Source organism: Streptomyces tamarix, from assembly GCF_032423885.1.
GTDB lineage: Bacteria > Actinomycetota > Actinomycetes > Streptomycetales > Streptomycetaceae > Streptomyces > Streptomyces tamarix.
On record NZ_JAWCTQ010000032.1, the window covers coordinates 67,585 to 83,327 of the forward strand.

Below are 15,743 nucleotides of genomic sequence, written 5' to 3' on the forward strand. Positions count from 1 at the left end.
CACGCGTGCGTCCTCCCCTCACCGCACTGCACGTCGTCCAGCCCGGGGACGGCGGGGTGGCCCGGGTGGTCGCCGAAGTGGTCGGCGCCCACGTGGCGCAGGGCATGCGCGTCGCCGTGGCCTGTCCGCCCGGCACCCCGCTCGCCGCCGCGGCCCGCGCCGGGGGCGCCGAGGTGCACCCCTGGCCGGCCCGCCGCGAACCGGTCCGGGACGTCGTCGCGGAGAGCCGCGCCGTCGCCGCCCTCGTCGCGCGCCTACGTCCCCGCCTCGTCCACGCGCACAGCGCCAAGGCCGGGCTCGCAGCCCGCCTCGCCGTGCGCGGTCGCCTCCCCACCGTGTACCAGCCGCACGCCTGGTCGTTCGAGGCCGTCGACGGGCCGACCGCCGTCCTGGCCCGCCGCTGGGAGCGGTGGGCCGCCCGGTGGACCGACCGGGTCATCTGCGTCAGCGAGGCCGAACGCCGCCGTGGCGAGCGGGCCGGTGTGCGCGCCTCCTGGACGGTCGTCCACAACGGCGTCGACACCGGCCGGTTCGGCCCGTACCCGACCGGCGCCGAACGGGCCGCCGCGCGCGCCGCGCTCCTCGCCGGGACGCCCGCCACCGCGCCCGTCGTGGTGTGCGTGGGCCGGCTGTGCCGCCAGAAGGGACAGGACCTCCTCCTGCGCGCCTGGGACGCCGTCCACGCGCGCGTGCCGCGGGCCCGGCTCGTCCTCGTCGGCGACGGCCCCGCCGCCGGCGAACTGCGCGCCGCCGCCCACCCGTCCGTCGTCCTCGCCGGGTCGGTCGCCGACCCGCTGCCCTGGTACCGGGCCGCCGACCTCGCCGTCCTGCCGTCCCGCTGGGAGGGCATGGCGCTCGCCCCGCTGGAGGCCATGGCGTCCGGCCGCCCGGTCCTCCTCACCGACGTCGACGGCGCCCGCGAGAGCCTGCCGCCCGGCCACGCCGCGCACTGCCTCGTACCGCCCGGTGACGTCGACGCGCTGGCCGCGGCGCTCGTCGGGCTCCTGCGGCGGCCCGTCCTCCGGCAGGTCCTGGGCCGCCAGGCGCGCCAGCACGTCCTCGCCCGCTTCGACGTGCGCCACGCGGGCGCCGCCATCGCCGACGTGTACCGAGAGGTGGCCGCCGGGCCGCGCCACCGCGAGCCCGGAGAGCCGACCCTCCCGTGACCACGGAAAGCACCAGCACGTCCGGGCCCCACACCGCCCGCCCGGCCACCCTCGCCCCGCCGCGCGGCGGGACCGCGCGGACCGCCCCGCCGCGCTCCCGCGCCTTCCCGGAGGCCCCGTTCGCCGCCGCCCTGGTCGCGGCGGACTGCGCCGCCGTGCTGCCCGCCGCGGTCGCCCTCACCCCCGTCCAGCGGTCCGCGGCCCTGTTCCTCCAGATCACCGTCGCCGCCGTCGCCCTCCACGCGCGCGGGGGGCTGTACCGGCCCGCCGCGCTCGGCGCCGTACGCGCCGGGGCGTACCCCACCCTCCTCGACGAACTCCCCGCCGTCGCCGCGCGGCTCGCGTTCCTGTGGTGCGCGGTCGCCGCGCTGCTCGCCGCCCGGTCACCGGAGCTGGCCCTCGGCCCCGGCGCGCTCGCCGCCGCGTACGCCCTGCACCTGGTCTCCGCCGCCGTCCTCCGGGGCGCCGTCCACCACCGGCGCCGCCGCGTCGCCCGCGGCCAGCCGCGCGCCGCCCTCGTCGTGGGGGCCGCGCCCGCCGCGCACCGCCTCGCCGCGCTGCTGCACCAGCACCCCGAGTACGGCGTCCGCCCCGTCGGGCTCGTCACCCACGCCGCGCAGGACATCCCGCAACCCGCCGACGCCGCGCCGCCGGGGCCCGCGCTGCCGGTGCTCACCTCCCCGGAGGACGTCCAGCGCGCCGTCATCCAGAACGGCGTCCGCGACGCCCTGTTCGTCACCGGCGAGGACGGCACGGCACACCCCGGCCACGCCGCCATGCTCCGCCGGAACGGCTGCGCCCTCTGGATCGTCGGCCCCACCGCGCGCGAAGAGGCCGCCCCCGCGCCCATGGGGCGGCACCTGTGGGGGTACGAGTTCCGGCTCCTGGAACCTCCCGAAGCCCGTGCCGGGCGGCTGTCCAAGCGGGCCCTCGACATCGCCGGCGCCGGGCTGCTGCTGCTGGCCGCCGCGCCCGTGCTGCTGCTGTGCGCCGCCGCCGTACGCCTCGCGGACGGGCCGGGCGTCCTGTTCCGGCAGGAGCGCGTCGGGGAGAACGGGCGGTTGTTCACCCTCCTGAAGTTCCGCACCCTGCGCCCCGAGAACGAGCGCGAGGCCGCCACCCGCTGGAACGTCGCCCACGACGAACGGCTCAGCCCCGTCGGATCGTTCCTGCGCCGCTCCTCGCTCGACGAGCTGCCGCAGTTGTGGAACGTCCTGCGCGGCGACATGAGCCTCGTCGGCCCCCGCCCCGAACGCCCGTACTTCGTCGAGCGGTTCAGCCGCCTCCACGCCGGGTACGCCGCCCGCCACCGCATGCCGGTCGGGCTGACCGGCCTCGCGCAGGTGCACGGGTTGCGCGGGGACACCTCCATCGAGGACCGCTGCCGCTTCGACAACCACTACATCGACCACTGGACCCTCTGGCAGGACGTGCGCATCCTCCTGCGCACCGCCGCCACGCTGATCCGCCCGGCGGGTGGCTGATGGCCACACCCGCCGCCCCCGCCCCGTACGGGTTCCGCCTCCCCGCGGCCGTGCGCGTGCCGTCGGCCCGGCCGGCCGCCCTGGCCCGGTGGGCGCGCCTCGTGCCGCTCCTCGCCGTCGTGGCGCTCCTCGCCGTGCCGCCCGGCAGCGCCCCCGCGTCCGGCGGCGGCACGGTCGCGGACGCGGCGTCCGGCGTCCTCGTCCTGTGGTGCCTCGTCCGCGTCGCCCGCGCGCGCGTGCGGCCCCTCACGCGGGTCGCGGCGGTCGTCCTGGGCCTGCCCGTCGTGGGGATCTGCGTCGCCGCCGTCACCGCCCACGACCCGGCCGCCGCCCTGCCCGGCCTCGTCCGCCACCTCCAGGTGTTCGTGCTGGTCCCGGCCGCCGTCGTGCTGACCCTGCGCGACCGGCGCGACCTGGTCGCCGTCGCCTGGGCGCTCATCGGCCTCGCCCTCGTCCAGGGCGGCGTCGGCGTCGTGCAGTACGCCACCGGGACGGGCGCCTCGTACCGGGGCGAGGACGTCCGCGCGGTCGGCACGTTCGGCCCGGCCGACGTGATGGGCATGGCGACCGTCGTCGCGTACGGCATCGTCGCCGCCGTCGGCCTCGCCCTCGGCGCGCCGGCCCGCAGCCGCGCCCGGGCCGCGGCCCTCGCCTGCGCGGCGCTCCTCACCGTCCCGCTCGTGCTGTCGTTCAGCCGCGGCGCCTGGATCGCCACCGTCCTCGCCTGCGCGGCGCAGCTCGCGGCGACCGGGGTGCGCCGCGCCCTGCGGGCGGCCCTGGCGGCCGGGGCGCTCGCCGTCGTCCTCGTCGGCGGCCTCGGCGTCGGCTCCGCGATGGTCCAGGAGCGGGCCGCCAGCATCACGCGGGTCGCCGCCGCGCCCGACCGGTCCGTCACCGACCGGTACGCGCTGTGGGCCGCCGCCGCCGGGATGTGGCGCGACCGGCCGCTCACCGGCGTCGGCCTGAAGGGCTTCCCCGCGCACCGCGACAGCCACGCGTCGCTCGCCCTGTCGTCGGGCAGCGACACGGGCGGCGCGGGCACGGCGTTCCGGAGGCAGCCGCTGCTGTCGCCGCACAACATGTACCTGCTGGTCCTGGGCGAACAGGGGCTGCTGGGCCTCCTGACGCTCGCGGGCGGCTGGCTGGTGCTGCTGGTGCGCGGCTGCCGCCGCCTCCCGGCCGCCCGCCGCACGGGCCGCCGTCTGGACTGCGCGCTGGTCGCCCTGGGGCTGCTGGGGTGGCAGCTGGTGGACTTCCTGTACGCCGACATCGGCGGCCCCTCCACGGTCGTGACGGCCGTCGTGCTGGGCGTGGCGGCCTGGTGGGGCCTGTCCGGCGGCTCGTCCGGCCACCTGTCCGCCAGCTCGTCCGGCCCGTCCGGCCACCTGTCCGCCAGCCCGTCCGGCCCGTCCGACCATCCGTCCGGCGACCCGTCCGCCGCCCCGTCCGGCGGGGCCCCCGGAGGGCGCCCGTGACCGGGAGCACCGCCCCGCCGGCGGAGGAGGCGCGGTCCGGGGGCCCCGCGTGGGCGCCCTCCAACCGGTTCCTCGCGCGCGCGGCGCTGCTCACGGCGGCGCTCACCGCCGCGGGCGCCCTCCTGGGCCTCCTCCGCGACCAGCTCCTCGCCCGCACCTTCGGCGCGGGCCCCGACACCGACGCGTTCCTCGTGGCCTGGACGGTGCCCGAGTTCGCGTCGACGCTGCTGATCGAGGACGCCATGGCGCTCGTCCTCGTCCCCGCGTTCAGCCGCGCCCTGGCCCGGCGCGCCGAGGCCGGGGCGACCGGACCGGACCCGGTGTCGGGCCTCGTACGGTCCACGCTGCCCGGGACCGCGCTCGGCACCGCCGCGGCGGCGGCGCTCGTCGCCGCCGCCGCGCCCCTCCTCGTACCGCTGCTCGCGCCGGGCCTGCCGGAACAGCGGCTCGCGGTGGACTGCACCCGGCTCACCGCCACCTGCGTCCTGTCGTTCGCGCTCGCCGGGTACTTCAGCGCCGCGCTGCGCGCGCACGGGCGGTACCTCGCCCCGGCCGCGATCTACGTCGCGTACAACACGGGCATCGTCACGGCGGTCGTCCTGCTCGGCCCCGCCTGGGGCGTCCGCGCGGCGGCCACCGGGGTCGCGGCGGGCGGCGCGCTGATGGCGCTGGTCCAGGCGCCCTCCCTGGTGCGGCGGCTCCGGAAGCGCGCCACCGGCGCACCGGACCGGGACGGGTCCGCGGCGGCCACGGGGGTGGTCCTCGCGCTCGTCGCGCCGGTCATCGTCTTCGCCGTGGGCCGCCAGTCGCAGGTCCTCGTCGAGCGGTTCCTCGCCGCGCCGCTGCCCGCCGGGGCGATCTCGCACCTCAACTACGCCCAGAAGGTCGCCCAGCTCCCGATGGTGCTGTCGCTGATGCTGTGCACCGTCAGCTTCCCCGTCATCGCCCGGGCCGTCGCCGCGGGCGACCGGGAGGCCGCGCGGCACCGCGCCGAACGGGACCTGCTGCTCGCCGGGGCCGTCGTCCTCGTCGGCGCGGCGACCGTCGTCGCCGCCGCCCCGCAGATCGTCGGGCTCCTCTTCCAGCGCGGCGCGTTCGACGCCGCCGACACCGCGGCGACGGCCTCCGTCATGCGCGTGTACGCGCTGGGGCTGCTCGGCCACGCCCTGGTCAGCGCGCTCGGCCGGTGCTACTTCTCCGCGTCCCGCCCGCTGTGGTTCCCCGCCGCCGCGATGGGCCTCGGCGTCGCCGCGAACGCCGCCCTGGGCGCCCTGTGGGCGGGCCGCTGGGGCACCTCCGGGATCGCCCTCGCCAACGCCGCCGGCATCACCCTCACGGCCGCCCTGCTCCTCGCCGGTACGGGCCGCCAGCAGGTCCCGCTGTCCGCTCGGGCCGTCGTCGTCGGCCTCGCCCGGCTCGCCGCCGCAGCCGCCGCGGCGACCGTCGCCGGCCGGCTGTGCGCCTCGTGGACCGCCGATCCCCTCCTCGGCGCGGCCCTCGCGGGCACCGCCGTCCTCGTCGTCTTCGTCCTCGCCGCGCACGCGCTGCGGGCACCCTGCGTGCCCCACCTCGCGCGCGTGGCGACGCGCCGCGCCCTCCCGCGCCACCGCCCCCTCCCGCGCCGCCGTCCCCTCCCGCGAAGGCACCGCCATGCTCCGACGCACCCCGCCGTCCCCCTGGATCGCGATGTACCACTCCGTCGACACCGACAGGGATGACCCGTACCGCGTCACCGTCACCCCCGACCGGCTCGACGCCCAACTGCGCTGGCTCCGCGCGCGGGGGCTGCGCGGCGTCGCCGTGCGCGACCTCCTCGCCGCCCGCGCGCGCGGGAGCGCCGCCGGACTGGTCGGGCTGACGTTCGACGACGGGTACGCCGACTTCCTCCACCACGCCGTCCCGCTGCTGCGCCGCCACGGCTGCACCGCCACCGTCTTCGCCCTGCCCGGCAGGCTCGGCGGCGACAACGCCTGGGACCCGCTCGGTCCCCGCAAGCCCCTCCTCACCGCCGAAGGGCTCCGCCGCTGCGCCGACGCCGGCATGGAGGTCGCCTCCCACGGCCTGCGGCACGTCTCCCTGCCGCCCGCCGACGACGCGACGCTCCACGACGAACTGCGCGGCAGCCGCGACCTGCTGCACACGCTGACCGGCGAGCCGCCCGCCGGGTTCTGCTACCCGTACGGGCACGTCGACGCGCGCGTGGCGGACGCCGTGCGGGACGCCGGCTACGCGTACGCCTGCGCCATCGACCCGGGCGCCCTGAGCGGGGTCCACGCCCTGCCCCGCGTCCACGTCGGGCAGCGCGACACGGCCCTGCGGCTGCACGCCAAGCGGCGCCTGCACGCGCTGCGCCGCCGCGCCCCCGCCGGCCCGCCGACCGCCGGGGCCCGCGCGTCATGAGGGTCCTGCACGTCATCACCGGCCTCGGCATCGGCGGCGCCGAGCAGCAACTGCGGCTCCTGCTGCGCCACCTGCCGGTCCACAGCGCCGTCGTCACCCTCACCGACCCCGGCCCCGTCGCCGCCGCCCTGCGCGCGGACGGCGTCCCCGTCACCCACCTCGGCATGCGCGGCAACCGCGACCTGACCGCCCTGCCCCGCCTCACCCGGCTCATCCGGCGCGGTCGCTACGACATCGTCCACACCCACCTGTACCGGGCCTGCGTGTACGGCAGGATCGCCGCCCGCCTCGCCGGTGTGCGGCACGTCGTCGCGACGGAGCACTCCCTGGGCGCCGTCCAGATCGAGGGCCGCCCCCTGGGCACCGGGGCCCGTGCCCTGTACCTGGCGACGGAACGGCTGGGCAGCGCCACCGTCGCCGTCTCCGACACCGTCGCCCGCCGCCTGGCCGACTGGGGCGTACGGCCGCACCGCGTCCACGTCGTCCCGAACGGCATCGACGCGGCGGGCCTCGCCCACGACGAGGCGGCCCGCCGCGCCACCCGCCGTCGGCTCGGCCTCCCCGCCGACGCGTACGTGGTGGGCGGCGTCGGCCGGCTGGTGCCCGGCAAGCGGTTCGACACGCTGGTCGGCGCCGTCGCGGAACTGCCGCATGACGTACGGCTCCTCCTCGTCGGCGAGGGCCCGCAGCGGGAGCGGCTGGAGCGGCTGGCGGCCGCGAGCGGCGTGGACGACCGGGTGGTGTGGGCGGGGGCCGTGACCCGCGACCTGCCGGCGCTGCTCTCCGCGATGGACGTGTTCGTGTCCCCGTCCGCCGACGAGGCGTTCGGGCTCGCCGTCGTCGAGGCGCTGGCCGCCGGGCTGCCCGTCCGGTACGTGGCCTGCCCCGCCCTCGACGACCTGCCGCCGGAGGAGGCGCCCGCCGCCCGGCGGATCGGCGGCACCGTCGCGGACGTGGCCGCGGCGGTGCGCGAGACCCGCGCCGCCCACGCGGCGCGCCCCGGACGCTGCCCGGTGCCCCCGGCGGCGCACCGCTACGACATCGCGCGCAGCGCGCGACAACTGACGACCCTGTACCGGACCCTCTACCGAGAAGCGAGTGACCGATGACCCCGCGAACCCTTCCCGTACGGCGCCTGCTCGCCGGGCTCGCCCGCCGGGCCGCCCGGGCCAAGCGCCCGGGCCGCGCCTGGACCGTGCCGGCCGCGGTACTGGCCGGCGCCGTCGCCGGCGGCGCGTACGGGCTGCTGAGCACGCCCGAGTACGCGGCCACCGGCTACGTCGTGGTCGTCCCCGGGGAACGGTCCGATCCGGCCGGGGCGATGGGCCTGGCACAGGCGTACGGGCGGGTCGCCACGGACCTCGCCCTCGCCGGGGACGCCGCCGTGTGGGCGCGGGTGTCGCCCGCGACGCTCCGGGCGAGCGTGTCGGCCGCGACCTCGCCCGACGCGCCGATGATCTCCATCACGGCCCGCTCCGAGGACCCCGCGACGGCCGCCGCCATGGCGGACGGGGTGGCGCGGGCGCTGGTGCAGAAGGGCGCGCACGCGGAGGAGAGCACCCGGGTGAAGGTCGTCCAGTTCTCGCGCGCGACGACCCCGACGCGCCCCGTCTCGCCGTCGGCCCCGCTGGCGGCCCTGGTGGGTGGCGCCGGCGGCGGCCTCCTGGGCGGCCTGTCCCTGCTGGTCCGCCCGCAGCGGGACGCCGGGGCGGCGGACGGGGGCGCGGAGCGGGCGCCCGCCGCCACGGGACGGGGAGCCGCAGTGCCGGGGCCCGCTGTCGGCGACGCGTCGCAGACGGGGGCCGTATGAGCGCGGTCGGCACCCGCGCCCCGGCGGCCGGCGCGCGCCCGGCCGGGGACCTCACCGCCACCGTCTGCCGGGACGACCGGCACTTCGCCGCCCTCGCCGCCGAGTGGGCGGACCTGTACGGGCGGTGCTCCACGGCCACCCCGTTCCAGACGCACGCCTGGCTGCACTCCTGGTGGCTCTCGTACGGCAGCCCCGGCCGGTTGCGCGTCGTCCTCGTGCGCCGGGCCGGCGACGGGCGGCTCGTCGCCGCCGCCCCCCTGTGGCGCACCCGCGCGCGCGTGCCCACCCTGGCGTTCCTGGGCGGCGCCCTCACCGACTACGGCGACGTGCTCGTCGACGAGGGCCACCCCGGGGCCGTCCCCGTGCTGGCGACGGCGCTCGCCGGTCTCGCCGCGGGCACCGTGGTCGACCTGAGGGAGGTCCGCCCCGGCGCCGCCGCCGAGCGGCTCCTCGCCTGCTGGCCGGGCCCGCGCACCCGCCTGCCGGACTCCGTGTGCCTGGAACTGCCGCCGCGACCCGTCGACGAACTCGTCCGCCGGCTGCCGTCCGCGCGGGCCCAGCGGGCCCGGGCGAAGCTCCGCCGGATCGAGCGGGAAGGCGTCGAGGCGCGGCCCGTCCCCGCCGAGGAGGCGCCCCGCGCGCTGCGCCACCTGCTCGACCTGCACCGCCGCCAGTGGGCCGGGCGCGACGTGACGGAGGAGCACCTCACGGAGCGGTTCGCCGAGCACCTCGGCCGCGCCGTGCGGGCGATGGCGGAGAGCGGGCACGCGCGCGTGACGGAGTTCCTCGTCGGCGGCGACGTGGTGGCGGCCGATCTGACCCTGCTCTCGCCCCGGTTGTCCGGCGGCTACCTGTACGGCGTCGACCCGGTGCTGCGCTCCCTCAAGGTGGACGTGGCGACGCTGCTGCTGCGCAACGGCGTCCGGCTCGCCGGGGAGGCGGGCTGCGGCACGCTGAGCCTGCTGCGTGGCGACGAGCCGTACAAGCACCACTGGCGCCCCTCCGCCGTCCGCAACCAGCGGCTGCTGCTGGCGCGCCGCCGTGCGGCGCCCCTGCTGTGGCTGCGGGCGGCGCACGCGGGCGGGCGGTGCTGGGCGGCGGACCGGCTCCGCGACCGGCCCTGGGCGCGCCGGCTGTGGCACGGACTCAGAACCGGAAGGGGTCTCACCGCTCCCGCCGGGCGCACGGGCCGGCGCCGAGCCACTTCCTGATCCGGGAGCCCAGGTCCACGGGCTCGGCGCACTCCGCCCCGTCCGTCCTGCCGGAGGGAGGCGCGGAGGCGGGAGGGACGGAGGCGGGAGGGACGGGCGGGGGGAGCGGGGACCCGGGGAGCGGGGACCCGGGCGGCTGGGGCGGCCCCCCGGGCGCGACCGGATCGGCGGACCGGTCCACCGGTGCAGGCTCCACCGGTGCAGGCTCCACCGGTGCCGTCCCCGTGCGCGCCGGATCCACCGGTGCCGGCTCCGCCGGTGCCGTCCCCGTGCGCGCCGGCCCCGCCGCTGCCGGGGCCAGTCCCGACAGCGCCGACCGGAACACCTCCGACGACCTCGGATTGCCCTGGCACTGCCACACGCCGTGCGGGCAGTAGTCGCTGATCGAGTGGTACAGCGGTTTGTGCACCTTCATCCATTCGAGCATCCGCCGCATGTACTCGGGATTGTCGCCGTTTCGGAACAGGCCCCACTCGGGATAGGAGATAGGCTTTCCGTGGGCGGCGGCGAATTCCACGTGATCGCGCAGCCCGTACGGTTCGTTCGCCTGTTCGTCGAATGTCCGGCCCGGTGGCTGGTCGTAGGAATCCATTCCCACGATGTCCACGACGTCGTCGCCCGGATAGCACTCGGTCCATGGAATGGCGTCCCGGCCCCGATTGGGTGCGAAGTCGAACCGGAATTCCTGGCCGGGCACCTCACGCATGGTGGTGACGATGCGCTTCCAGTACTCCTTCCACGCCTCCGGGTCCGGCCCGCACCGGTGGCCGTACGTCGATCCGTTCATCTCCCAGCCGAGGACGATGATCGTGTCCGGCACCCCCAGCCCCACCAGCCGCTCCGCGAGCGCGCGGAAGTGCTGGTCGAACAGGCCCTCGGCGCCCGCCCGCAACGTCCGCCTGACCAGGAAGTCCGGCAGCCGGCCCTCGTTGAGCTCCACCATCGGCACGTTGAGGACGAACATCCGGTCCGCGCGCGCCCGCCGCCACTGCGCCCAGTCCTCCAGGAAGCCCACCTGCCCGGCGATGTTGGACCAGCGGTCGCCCGGCAGGTAGGTGTGGCCGACCCGCAGCTCGGTGCCGCCCAGCCACGTTTGGAGCTCCTCCATGCGTTGGATTCCGGCGGGGCCGTAGTGGAGGTAGGCACCCAGCGCCGTCTCGCCGGTCGCCACCGGATCAGGACCCGAACGGAATTCGTCGGCCCGCGCGGCCTGGGCCGTCATGACGGAACCCGAGACCAGCAGGCCGGCCGCGCACACCCCGATCCAGGCTTTCGTCCTTTTTCCGTTCCGGATGGTCATCGCCACTCCTCCGCCGGCCGCCGCGCCGTGTCACGCCGTTCATCACTCCGTCACCGGGCCATCTGCACCGAACGTATTCCGTGAGGGCCGGCCGGGAACCCGACCCGGCCCTTCCCTAGACCATCAGTGGATTTCATCGCCCGATCGGGGCATCGAGACGAGGACGTGCCGTGCCGCTCTTCGACACCCGGGTCGCCGCCGTAGTGGTGCGGCTCGACCGGAACCCGTTCCACCACGGCACGCTCGGCGCCGTCCGCTCCCTGGGCCGCGCGGGCGTCCCCGTCCACCTCGTGACCGGCTCCCCGGCGGAGCCCGCGGCGCGCTCCCGGTACGTACGGCGGTGCCACCTCCACCCCGCCGGCGACGGCCCCGCGGGCGTCCGCCGCACCCTCGCCCGGATCGCCGACGCGCTCGCCGGCGCGCCCGCCGTCCTCCTGCCCCTGGACGACGCGACCGCCGTCGCGCTGGACGGGCTGCGCCGCGAGCCGGGCGGCCCGGTCCGCAGGTTCCTGGTGCCCGAACAGCCGCCGGGGCTCGCCGCGCTCGTCGCCGACAAGGCGGCGCTCGCCGCGACCTGCCGCCGCCTCGGCGTTCCGCACCCGCGCACCCTCGCCCCCGCCGACGCCGACGAGGCCGCCGCCATGGCCGCGTTCCTCGGACTGCCCGTCGTGGCCAAGTGGAGCCGCCCGTGGTTGCTGCCCCCGGGCGCCGGACTGCGCAGCACCGTCCTCGTCCGCTCCGCCCGCCAGGTGCGGGACCTCCACGCGCGCGGGGCGGAGGCCGGCAGCACCCTCCTGCTGCAGCGGTACCTGCCCGCCAGCCGGGACGGCGACTGGTTCTTCCACGCGTACTGCGACGGCGCCGGGGCGTGCCGCGTCGCCGGGACCGGCCGGAAGGTCCGCTCCTGGCCGGACGGCGCCGGACTGACCGCCGTGGGGACGTGGGCGCCGAACCCGGCCGTCGAGCGCCTGGCCCGCGGCCTGGTGGCCGCGCTCGGCTACCGGGGCGTCGCCGACCTCGACTTCCGCCGGGACCCGGACACCGGCGCGTACCACCTGCTGGACTTCAACCCCCGGCCCGGCGCCCAGTTCCGGCTGTTCTCCGACCCCTGGGGCCTGGACGTCGTCCGCGCCCTGCACCTGGACCTGACCGGGCGCCCGGTGCCGGACCTCGTCCGCTCGTACGGGCGCCGGTTCGCCGTCGAGAACTACGCCGCCCTGTCGGTCCTCGCCTCCCCCCGGCCCCGCACCCGCGCGCCCGGCCCGTCGGGCGGCCTGGAGACGGCCTGGTACGCGGCGGACGACCCGGCGCCCGCGTTCGCCATGGCCCGCGCCTGGGCGGCCCACCTGGCCCGCCACGCCTGGACGGCGCCGCGCCGGGCCTGGCGCGGCGGGGCGGGCCCCCGCGCCCCGATCCCGGCCCAGCCGTCGGCCCGCACCGAGGCCCCCCGCCCGGCCCCCTCCGACCCCTCCTCCCGACGATGACGAAAGCGGTGCGAGCGATGCACGACGACGACCTGGTGATCGTGGGCGCCGGCCCGTACGGGCTGTCGGTGGCCGCCCACGCGGCCGCGCGCGGCCTCGACGTGCGCGTCCACGGCCGGGTGATGCGCTCCTGGCGGGACATGCCGCCCGGGATGCTCCTGAAGTCGGAGCCCTGGGCGTCGGACCTGTCGGACCCGGCCGGCGCGTACCGCCTCGCCGCGTACGCCGCGACCCGTGGGGTGCGGGCGGAGCACGGCGTGCCGCTGCCGGTCGGGTTCTTCGCCGAGTACGGCGAGTGGTTCGCCCGGCGGGCCGCCCCCGCCGTCGACCCGCGCGCCGTCACCGCCGTGCGCCCCCGCCCGGACGGCGGGTTCGCCGTGACGACCGAGGACGGCGAGGAGACGGGCGCCCGCACGGTGGCGCTCGCGCTGGGCGTCGTGCCGTTCGCCGACGTACCGGCCGGGCTGCGCCCGCTGAGGCCGCACCGGGTGACCCACAGCAGCGACCACGCCGACCTCGCCGCCTTCGCGGGCCGGGACGTGACCGTCCTCGGGGCCGGCCAGGCCGCCCTGGAGACCGCCGTGCTCCTCACCGAACTCGGCGCCCGCGCGCGCGTGGTGGCCCGCTCCCGCCGCCTCGTGTGGAACACCGTCCCGCCGCCGCTTCGCCGGGGCCTGCGGGAGGCCGCCCTCGCCCCGCACACCGGCCTGGGCAGCGGGTGGCGGAACGTGCTGTACGCGCGTGTGCCCGGCCTCTTCCGGCACCTGCCCGACACGACCCGCGAGCACCTCTTCGGCACCGCCCTGGGCCCTGCCGGCGCCTGGTGGCTGCGGCACCGCTTCGAGGCCGTGACCGACGTGCGGCTCGGGAAGGCCGTCGTGGCCGCCGCGCCGGCCGGACCCCGCGGCGACCGGGTCCGGCTCGTCCTCGCCGACGGCTCCCGGCCCGGCGCACCGACGGCGGAGGTGGAGACCGACCACGTCATCGCCGCGACCGGCTTCGCGCCCCGCCTGGACCGGGTGGAGGTGCTGCCGGAGGACGTGCGGGACGCCCTGCGCACCGTCGGCACGAGCGGCGCCCCGCAGGTGAGCGGCCACTTCGAGTCGTCCCACCCCGGGCTGTTCCTGGCGGGACTCCTGACCGCCCCGGCGTACGGGCCGGCCATGCGCTTCGTGTACGGCGCCGCCTACACCGCCGAGCGGCTCGTCCGGGGCGTCGAGCGGCGGCTCCGGGGGGCGCGGGGGCCGGCGGAGGAGCCGGGGGACCGGGCCGGGAGCCGCCCGGCCGGCGCCGGCGTACGCGCGCGGGGCTGACCACCCGCGCGCCGGCCGCCGACGCGCGAACGACCGCCGGCACCCGGGCAACCGCCGACGCGCGGGCGGCCGGGTGCCGGGTCCAGCGGGGGACCGGGTTCAGCCGGAGATCGGGGCCGGGCGGGCCCAGGGCCGGGGTGCGTCCGGGTGGCGGGCGCTCAGCGCCCGGGCCACGCCGGGCGCCCCATGAGCAGCTCCCACTCGTGGTCCCGCGCGCCCGGGACCACACGGCCCTCCGACCGCCACTCCCGGGCGAGCGCCGCGAAGACCGGGGACGCGTCGGCGGCCCCGGGACGGGCCGCGGCCGACGCGGGGAGACCGGGGCGCGGAGCGGGGGGCACGCGCTCCCACTTGCCGGTGCCAGAGGCCATGACAACCCTTCCGTTCACGGCGCGTGTCGGATCCATCGCATCATGTCACATTCGCCTCGCCCGCATCCGAACCCCGGAACGGGCCGGAGCCGCCCCGGTTCAGCGGTGCGGGAGGACCGCGAACCGCAGCCCGAAGTGGTCCAGGGTGCGTGGCAACGGCCGGTCGGGGCGCAGCCGCCCGGGCCGGTCCGGCAGGTACGCGTGCCGCTCCACGAGCGCTGCGAGCAGCGACGACGTCAGGAACAGCACCAGGTCCTCGCCCGGGCAGGCGCCGGGCCCCGCGCTGAAGGGGAACAGCCCGGCGGTGTCCTGCGCGGTCCCGTCGAGCCATATCTCGGGCGCGAACCGGTCCGCGTAGGGCAGCACCCCGTCCCGGTGGAACAGCGGCGCGTAGACCAGGAACTCGGTCCCCGCGGGCAGCGTGCCGCCGCCCCAGTCGGTGTCCCGCACCGCCTCGCGCAGCAGGAAGGGCGTCGTCGGCCACAGCCGCACCGACTCCAGGACGCACGCGCGCGTGTACGGCATCAGGTGCGGCTCGGTCAGGTCGGTGACGGCCACCTCGTTGCGCACCTGCGCGTCCTGCGCCGTGTGGGTGGCCAGCAGGGCGAGGGCCCGGAACGCGGCGATGCCCGCCGCGTCGAACGCGAACAGCCAGTGCGGCACCTGCCCGGCCGGGTCGAGGCCCGGTGCGGCGGGGGTCGCGGCGAGCGCCGCGGCGAGGCTGCCCGCCTCGGCGCGACCCACGTGGGCGCGCAGCCGCTGCTCGAAGCGCTCCCGCAGGCCGGTGCGGCGCGGGGCGGCGACCGACCAGTTGGCGGCCGCGCGGAGGCGGCCCAGCATGGCGGTGAGCGCGGTGTCGTCCCGCGCGCCGTCGCCCAGGACGACCCGCCGCACGGTGCGGTCCCACGCGGCTGCGAAGTCGTCCCACGCCAGTTCGCCCGGGCCGGAGGCCACCGTCCGCAACAGTTGCCCGGTCTCCTCGCGCACGGTGCGCACCAGCCCGGGCGCGAGGCTGTGCAACTGGTTGCCGGTCTCCAGGACGGACTCGTTGAGGGCCCGCCGCCCGGCCCTCTCCGCGCCCCGGGAGATCAGCACCCCGTGCGGCTGGAACTGCTCCAGGGCGGCCCGCTTCTCGCGGGTGGCCGGCGAGTACGGGTCGGGGGTGCCCTCCAGGACGCGTACGGCGTCGTCGGCGCGCAGCACCAGCGCGAAGTGCCGTCCGGCCACGTCCGCGCGCAGGGGACCGGGCCCGTACCGCCGCCGCAACTCGCCGAGCAGCCCGATCGCCCGCCGGTCGGCCGCGTACCGCTCCGCCAGGGCCATGCCGCCGCGTCGCCGTACGATCACCCCGGCGGCGAGCGTGGGGGCCACCACCACGGCGGCGATCCGTGCCGCGTCCCGCGCCGAGACCCGCACGGCGCCCGTCTCCGTCGTCACCATGGCGCCCGAGTGCCCCCGCCCGGCGCCGGCATGCGCACCCCGCGAGGACGCGGCACGGGTACGCGAAAGACGGCGGCGCAGGGGCGCGGAACACGGGGCGTGCGACATGGTCACGGGCGCCGGGCGCGCGGCTTTCGGCGGGTCACGCGGGCGCGTGGGCCTCGGCGGAACACGCGGGCGCGCGGACACGCCGACACCCGGTGGCGCTCGGCCACCGGCGTGCCGGCGGGACTGGAGCGGGGCCGGGAGCGGGGGGCCGGGGCGGGGGGGGGGGCCGGGGGACCCCCCG

The 15,743-nt window shown here is 78.4% G+C and carries 13 protein-coding genes; 10 read left to right on the plus strand and 3 right to left on the minus strand.

Translation table 11 applies throughout. The features are described 5' to 3' along the window. Positions 1-5: 5 nt before the first annotated feature. Genes RND61_RS22795 through RND61_RS22830 form a run of 8 tightly spaced genes read left to right on the plus strand, consistent with a single transcriptional unit; the run spans position 6 to position 9,546 of the window. The gene (locus RND61_RS22795) at positions 6-1,166 is read left to right on the plus strand and encodes a glycosyltransferase (protein WP_315879907.1); all 1,161 of its coding nucleotides are present in this window, start codon (positions 6-8) and stop codon (positions 1,164-1,166) included. After that, entirely contained in the window at positions 1,163-2,650 is a 1,488-nt protein-coding gene (locus RND61_RS22800) for an exopolysaccharide biosynthesis polyprenyl glycosylphosphotransferase (RefSeq protein WP_315879908.1), read from the plus strand. The genes RND61_RS22795 and RND61_RS22800 overlap by 4 nt, the downstream gene beginning before the upstream one ends. Further along, positions 2,650-4,125 carry an O-antigen ligase family protein gene (locus RND61_RS22805; protein ID WP_315879909.1) on the plus strand — a complete coding sequence of 492 codons (1,476 nt, stop codon included), beginning with the start codon at positions 2,650-2,652 and terminating at the stop codon, positions 4,123-4,125. The genes RND61_RS22800 and RND61_RS22805 overlap by 1 nt, the downstream gene beginning before the upstream one ends. Continuing rightward, positions 4,122-5,843 (plus strand): murein biosynthesis integral membrane protein MurJ, encoded by a 1,722-nt coding sequence (gene murJ / locus RND61_RS22810; RefSeq protein WP_315879910.1) that lies wholly within the window; start codon positions 4,122-4,124, stop codon positions 5,841-5,843. The genes RND61_RS22805 and murJ overlap by 4 nt, the downstream gene beginning before the upstream one ends. After that, a complete protein-coding gene (locus RND61_RS22815; protein WP_315879911.1) occupies positions 5,776-6,525 on the plus strand; it encodes a polysaccharide deacetylase family protein in 750 nt (249 codons plus the stop codon). Before murJ ends, RND61_RS22815 begins: the two co-directional genes overlap by 68 nt. After that, positions 6,522-7,634 (plus strand): glycosyltransferase, encoded by a 1,113-nt coding sequence (locus RND61_RS22820; RefSeq protein ID WP_315879912.1) that lies wholly within the window; start codon positions 6,522-6,524, stop codon positions 7,632-7,634. Before RND61_RS22815 ends, RND61_RS22820 begins: the two co-directional genes overlap by 4 nt. After that, positions 7,631-8,335 carry a lipopolysaccharide biosynthesis protein gene (locus RND61_RS22825; protein WP_315879913.1) on the plus strand — a complete coding sequence of 235 codons (705 nt, stop codon included), beginning with the start codon at positions 7,631-7,633 and terminating at the stop codon, positions 8,333-8,335. Before RND61_RS22820 ends, RND61_RS22825 begins: the two co-directional genes overlap by 4 nt. Continuing rightward, a complete protein-coding gene (locus tag RND61_RS22830; protein WP_315879914.1) occupies positions 8,332-9,546 on the plus strand; it encodes a GNAT family N-acetyltransferase in 1,215 nt (404 codons plus the stop codon). Before RND61_RS22825 ends, RND61_RS22830 begins: the two co-directional genes overlap by 4 nt. Here the strand turns inward: RND61_RS22830 and RND61_RS22835 are convergent. After that, positions 9,500-10,846, minus strand: a complete 1,347-nt coding sequence (locus RND61_RS22835) for a glycoside hydrolase family 26 protein (RefSeq protein ID WP_315879915.1) — start codon at positions 10,844-10,846, stop codon at positions 9,500-9,502. The two genes, RND61_RS22830 and RND61_RS22835, sit on opposite strands and share 47 nt — an antisense overlap. A gap of 170 nt (positions 10,847-11,016) precedes the next feature. On the opposite strand from RND61_RS22835, the gene RND61_RS22840 reads away from it, so the two are divergent. Next, positions 11,017-12,330: a carboxylate--amine ligase gene (locus tag RND61_RS22840; RefSeq protein WP_315879916.1), complete on the plus strand. Its 1,314-nt coding sequence runs from the start codon at positions 11,017-11,019 to the stop codon at positions 12,328-12,330. Next, positions 12,327-13,643, plus strand: coding sequence for an FAD-dependent oxidoreductase (locus RND61_RS22845; RefSeq protein WP_315879917.1), 1,317 nt, complete (start codon positions 12,327-12,329; stop codon positions 13,641-13,643). Before RND61_RS22840 ends, RND61_RS22845 begins: the two co-directional genes overlap by 4 nt. Positions 13,644-13,801: 158 nt before the next feature. Here RND61_RS22845 and RND61_RS22850 read toward each other — a convergent pair whose 3' ends face one another. Both RND61_RS22850 and RND61_RS22855 read right to left on the minus strand, forming a co-directional pair. Next, the gene (locus tag RND61_RS22850) at positions 13,802-14,014 is read right to left on the minus strand and encodes a hypothetical protein (RefSeq protein WP_315879918.1); all 213 of its coding nucleotides are present in this window, start codon (positions 14,012-14,014) and stop codon (positions 13,802-13,804) included. 99 nt (positions 14,015-14,113) lie between these two features. Then, positions 14,114-15,454, minus strand: coding sequence for a cytochrome P450 (locus RND61_RS22855; protein WP_315879919.1), 1,341 nt, complete (start codon positions 15,452-15,454; stop codon positions 14,114-14,116). Positions 15,455-15,743 lie beyond the last annotated feature (289 nt).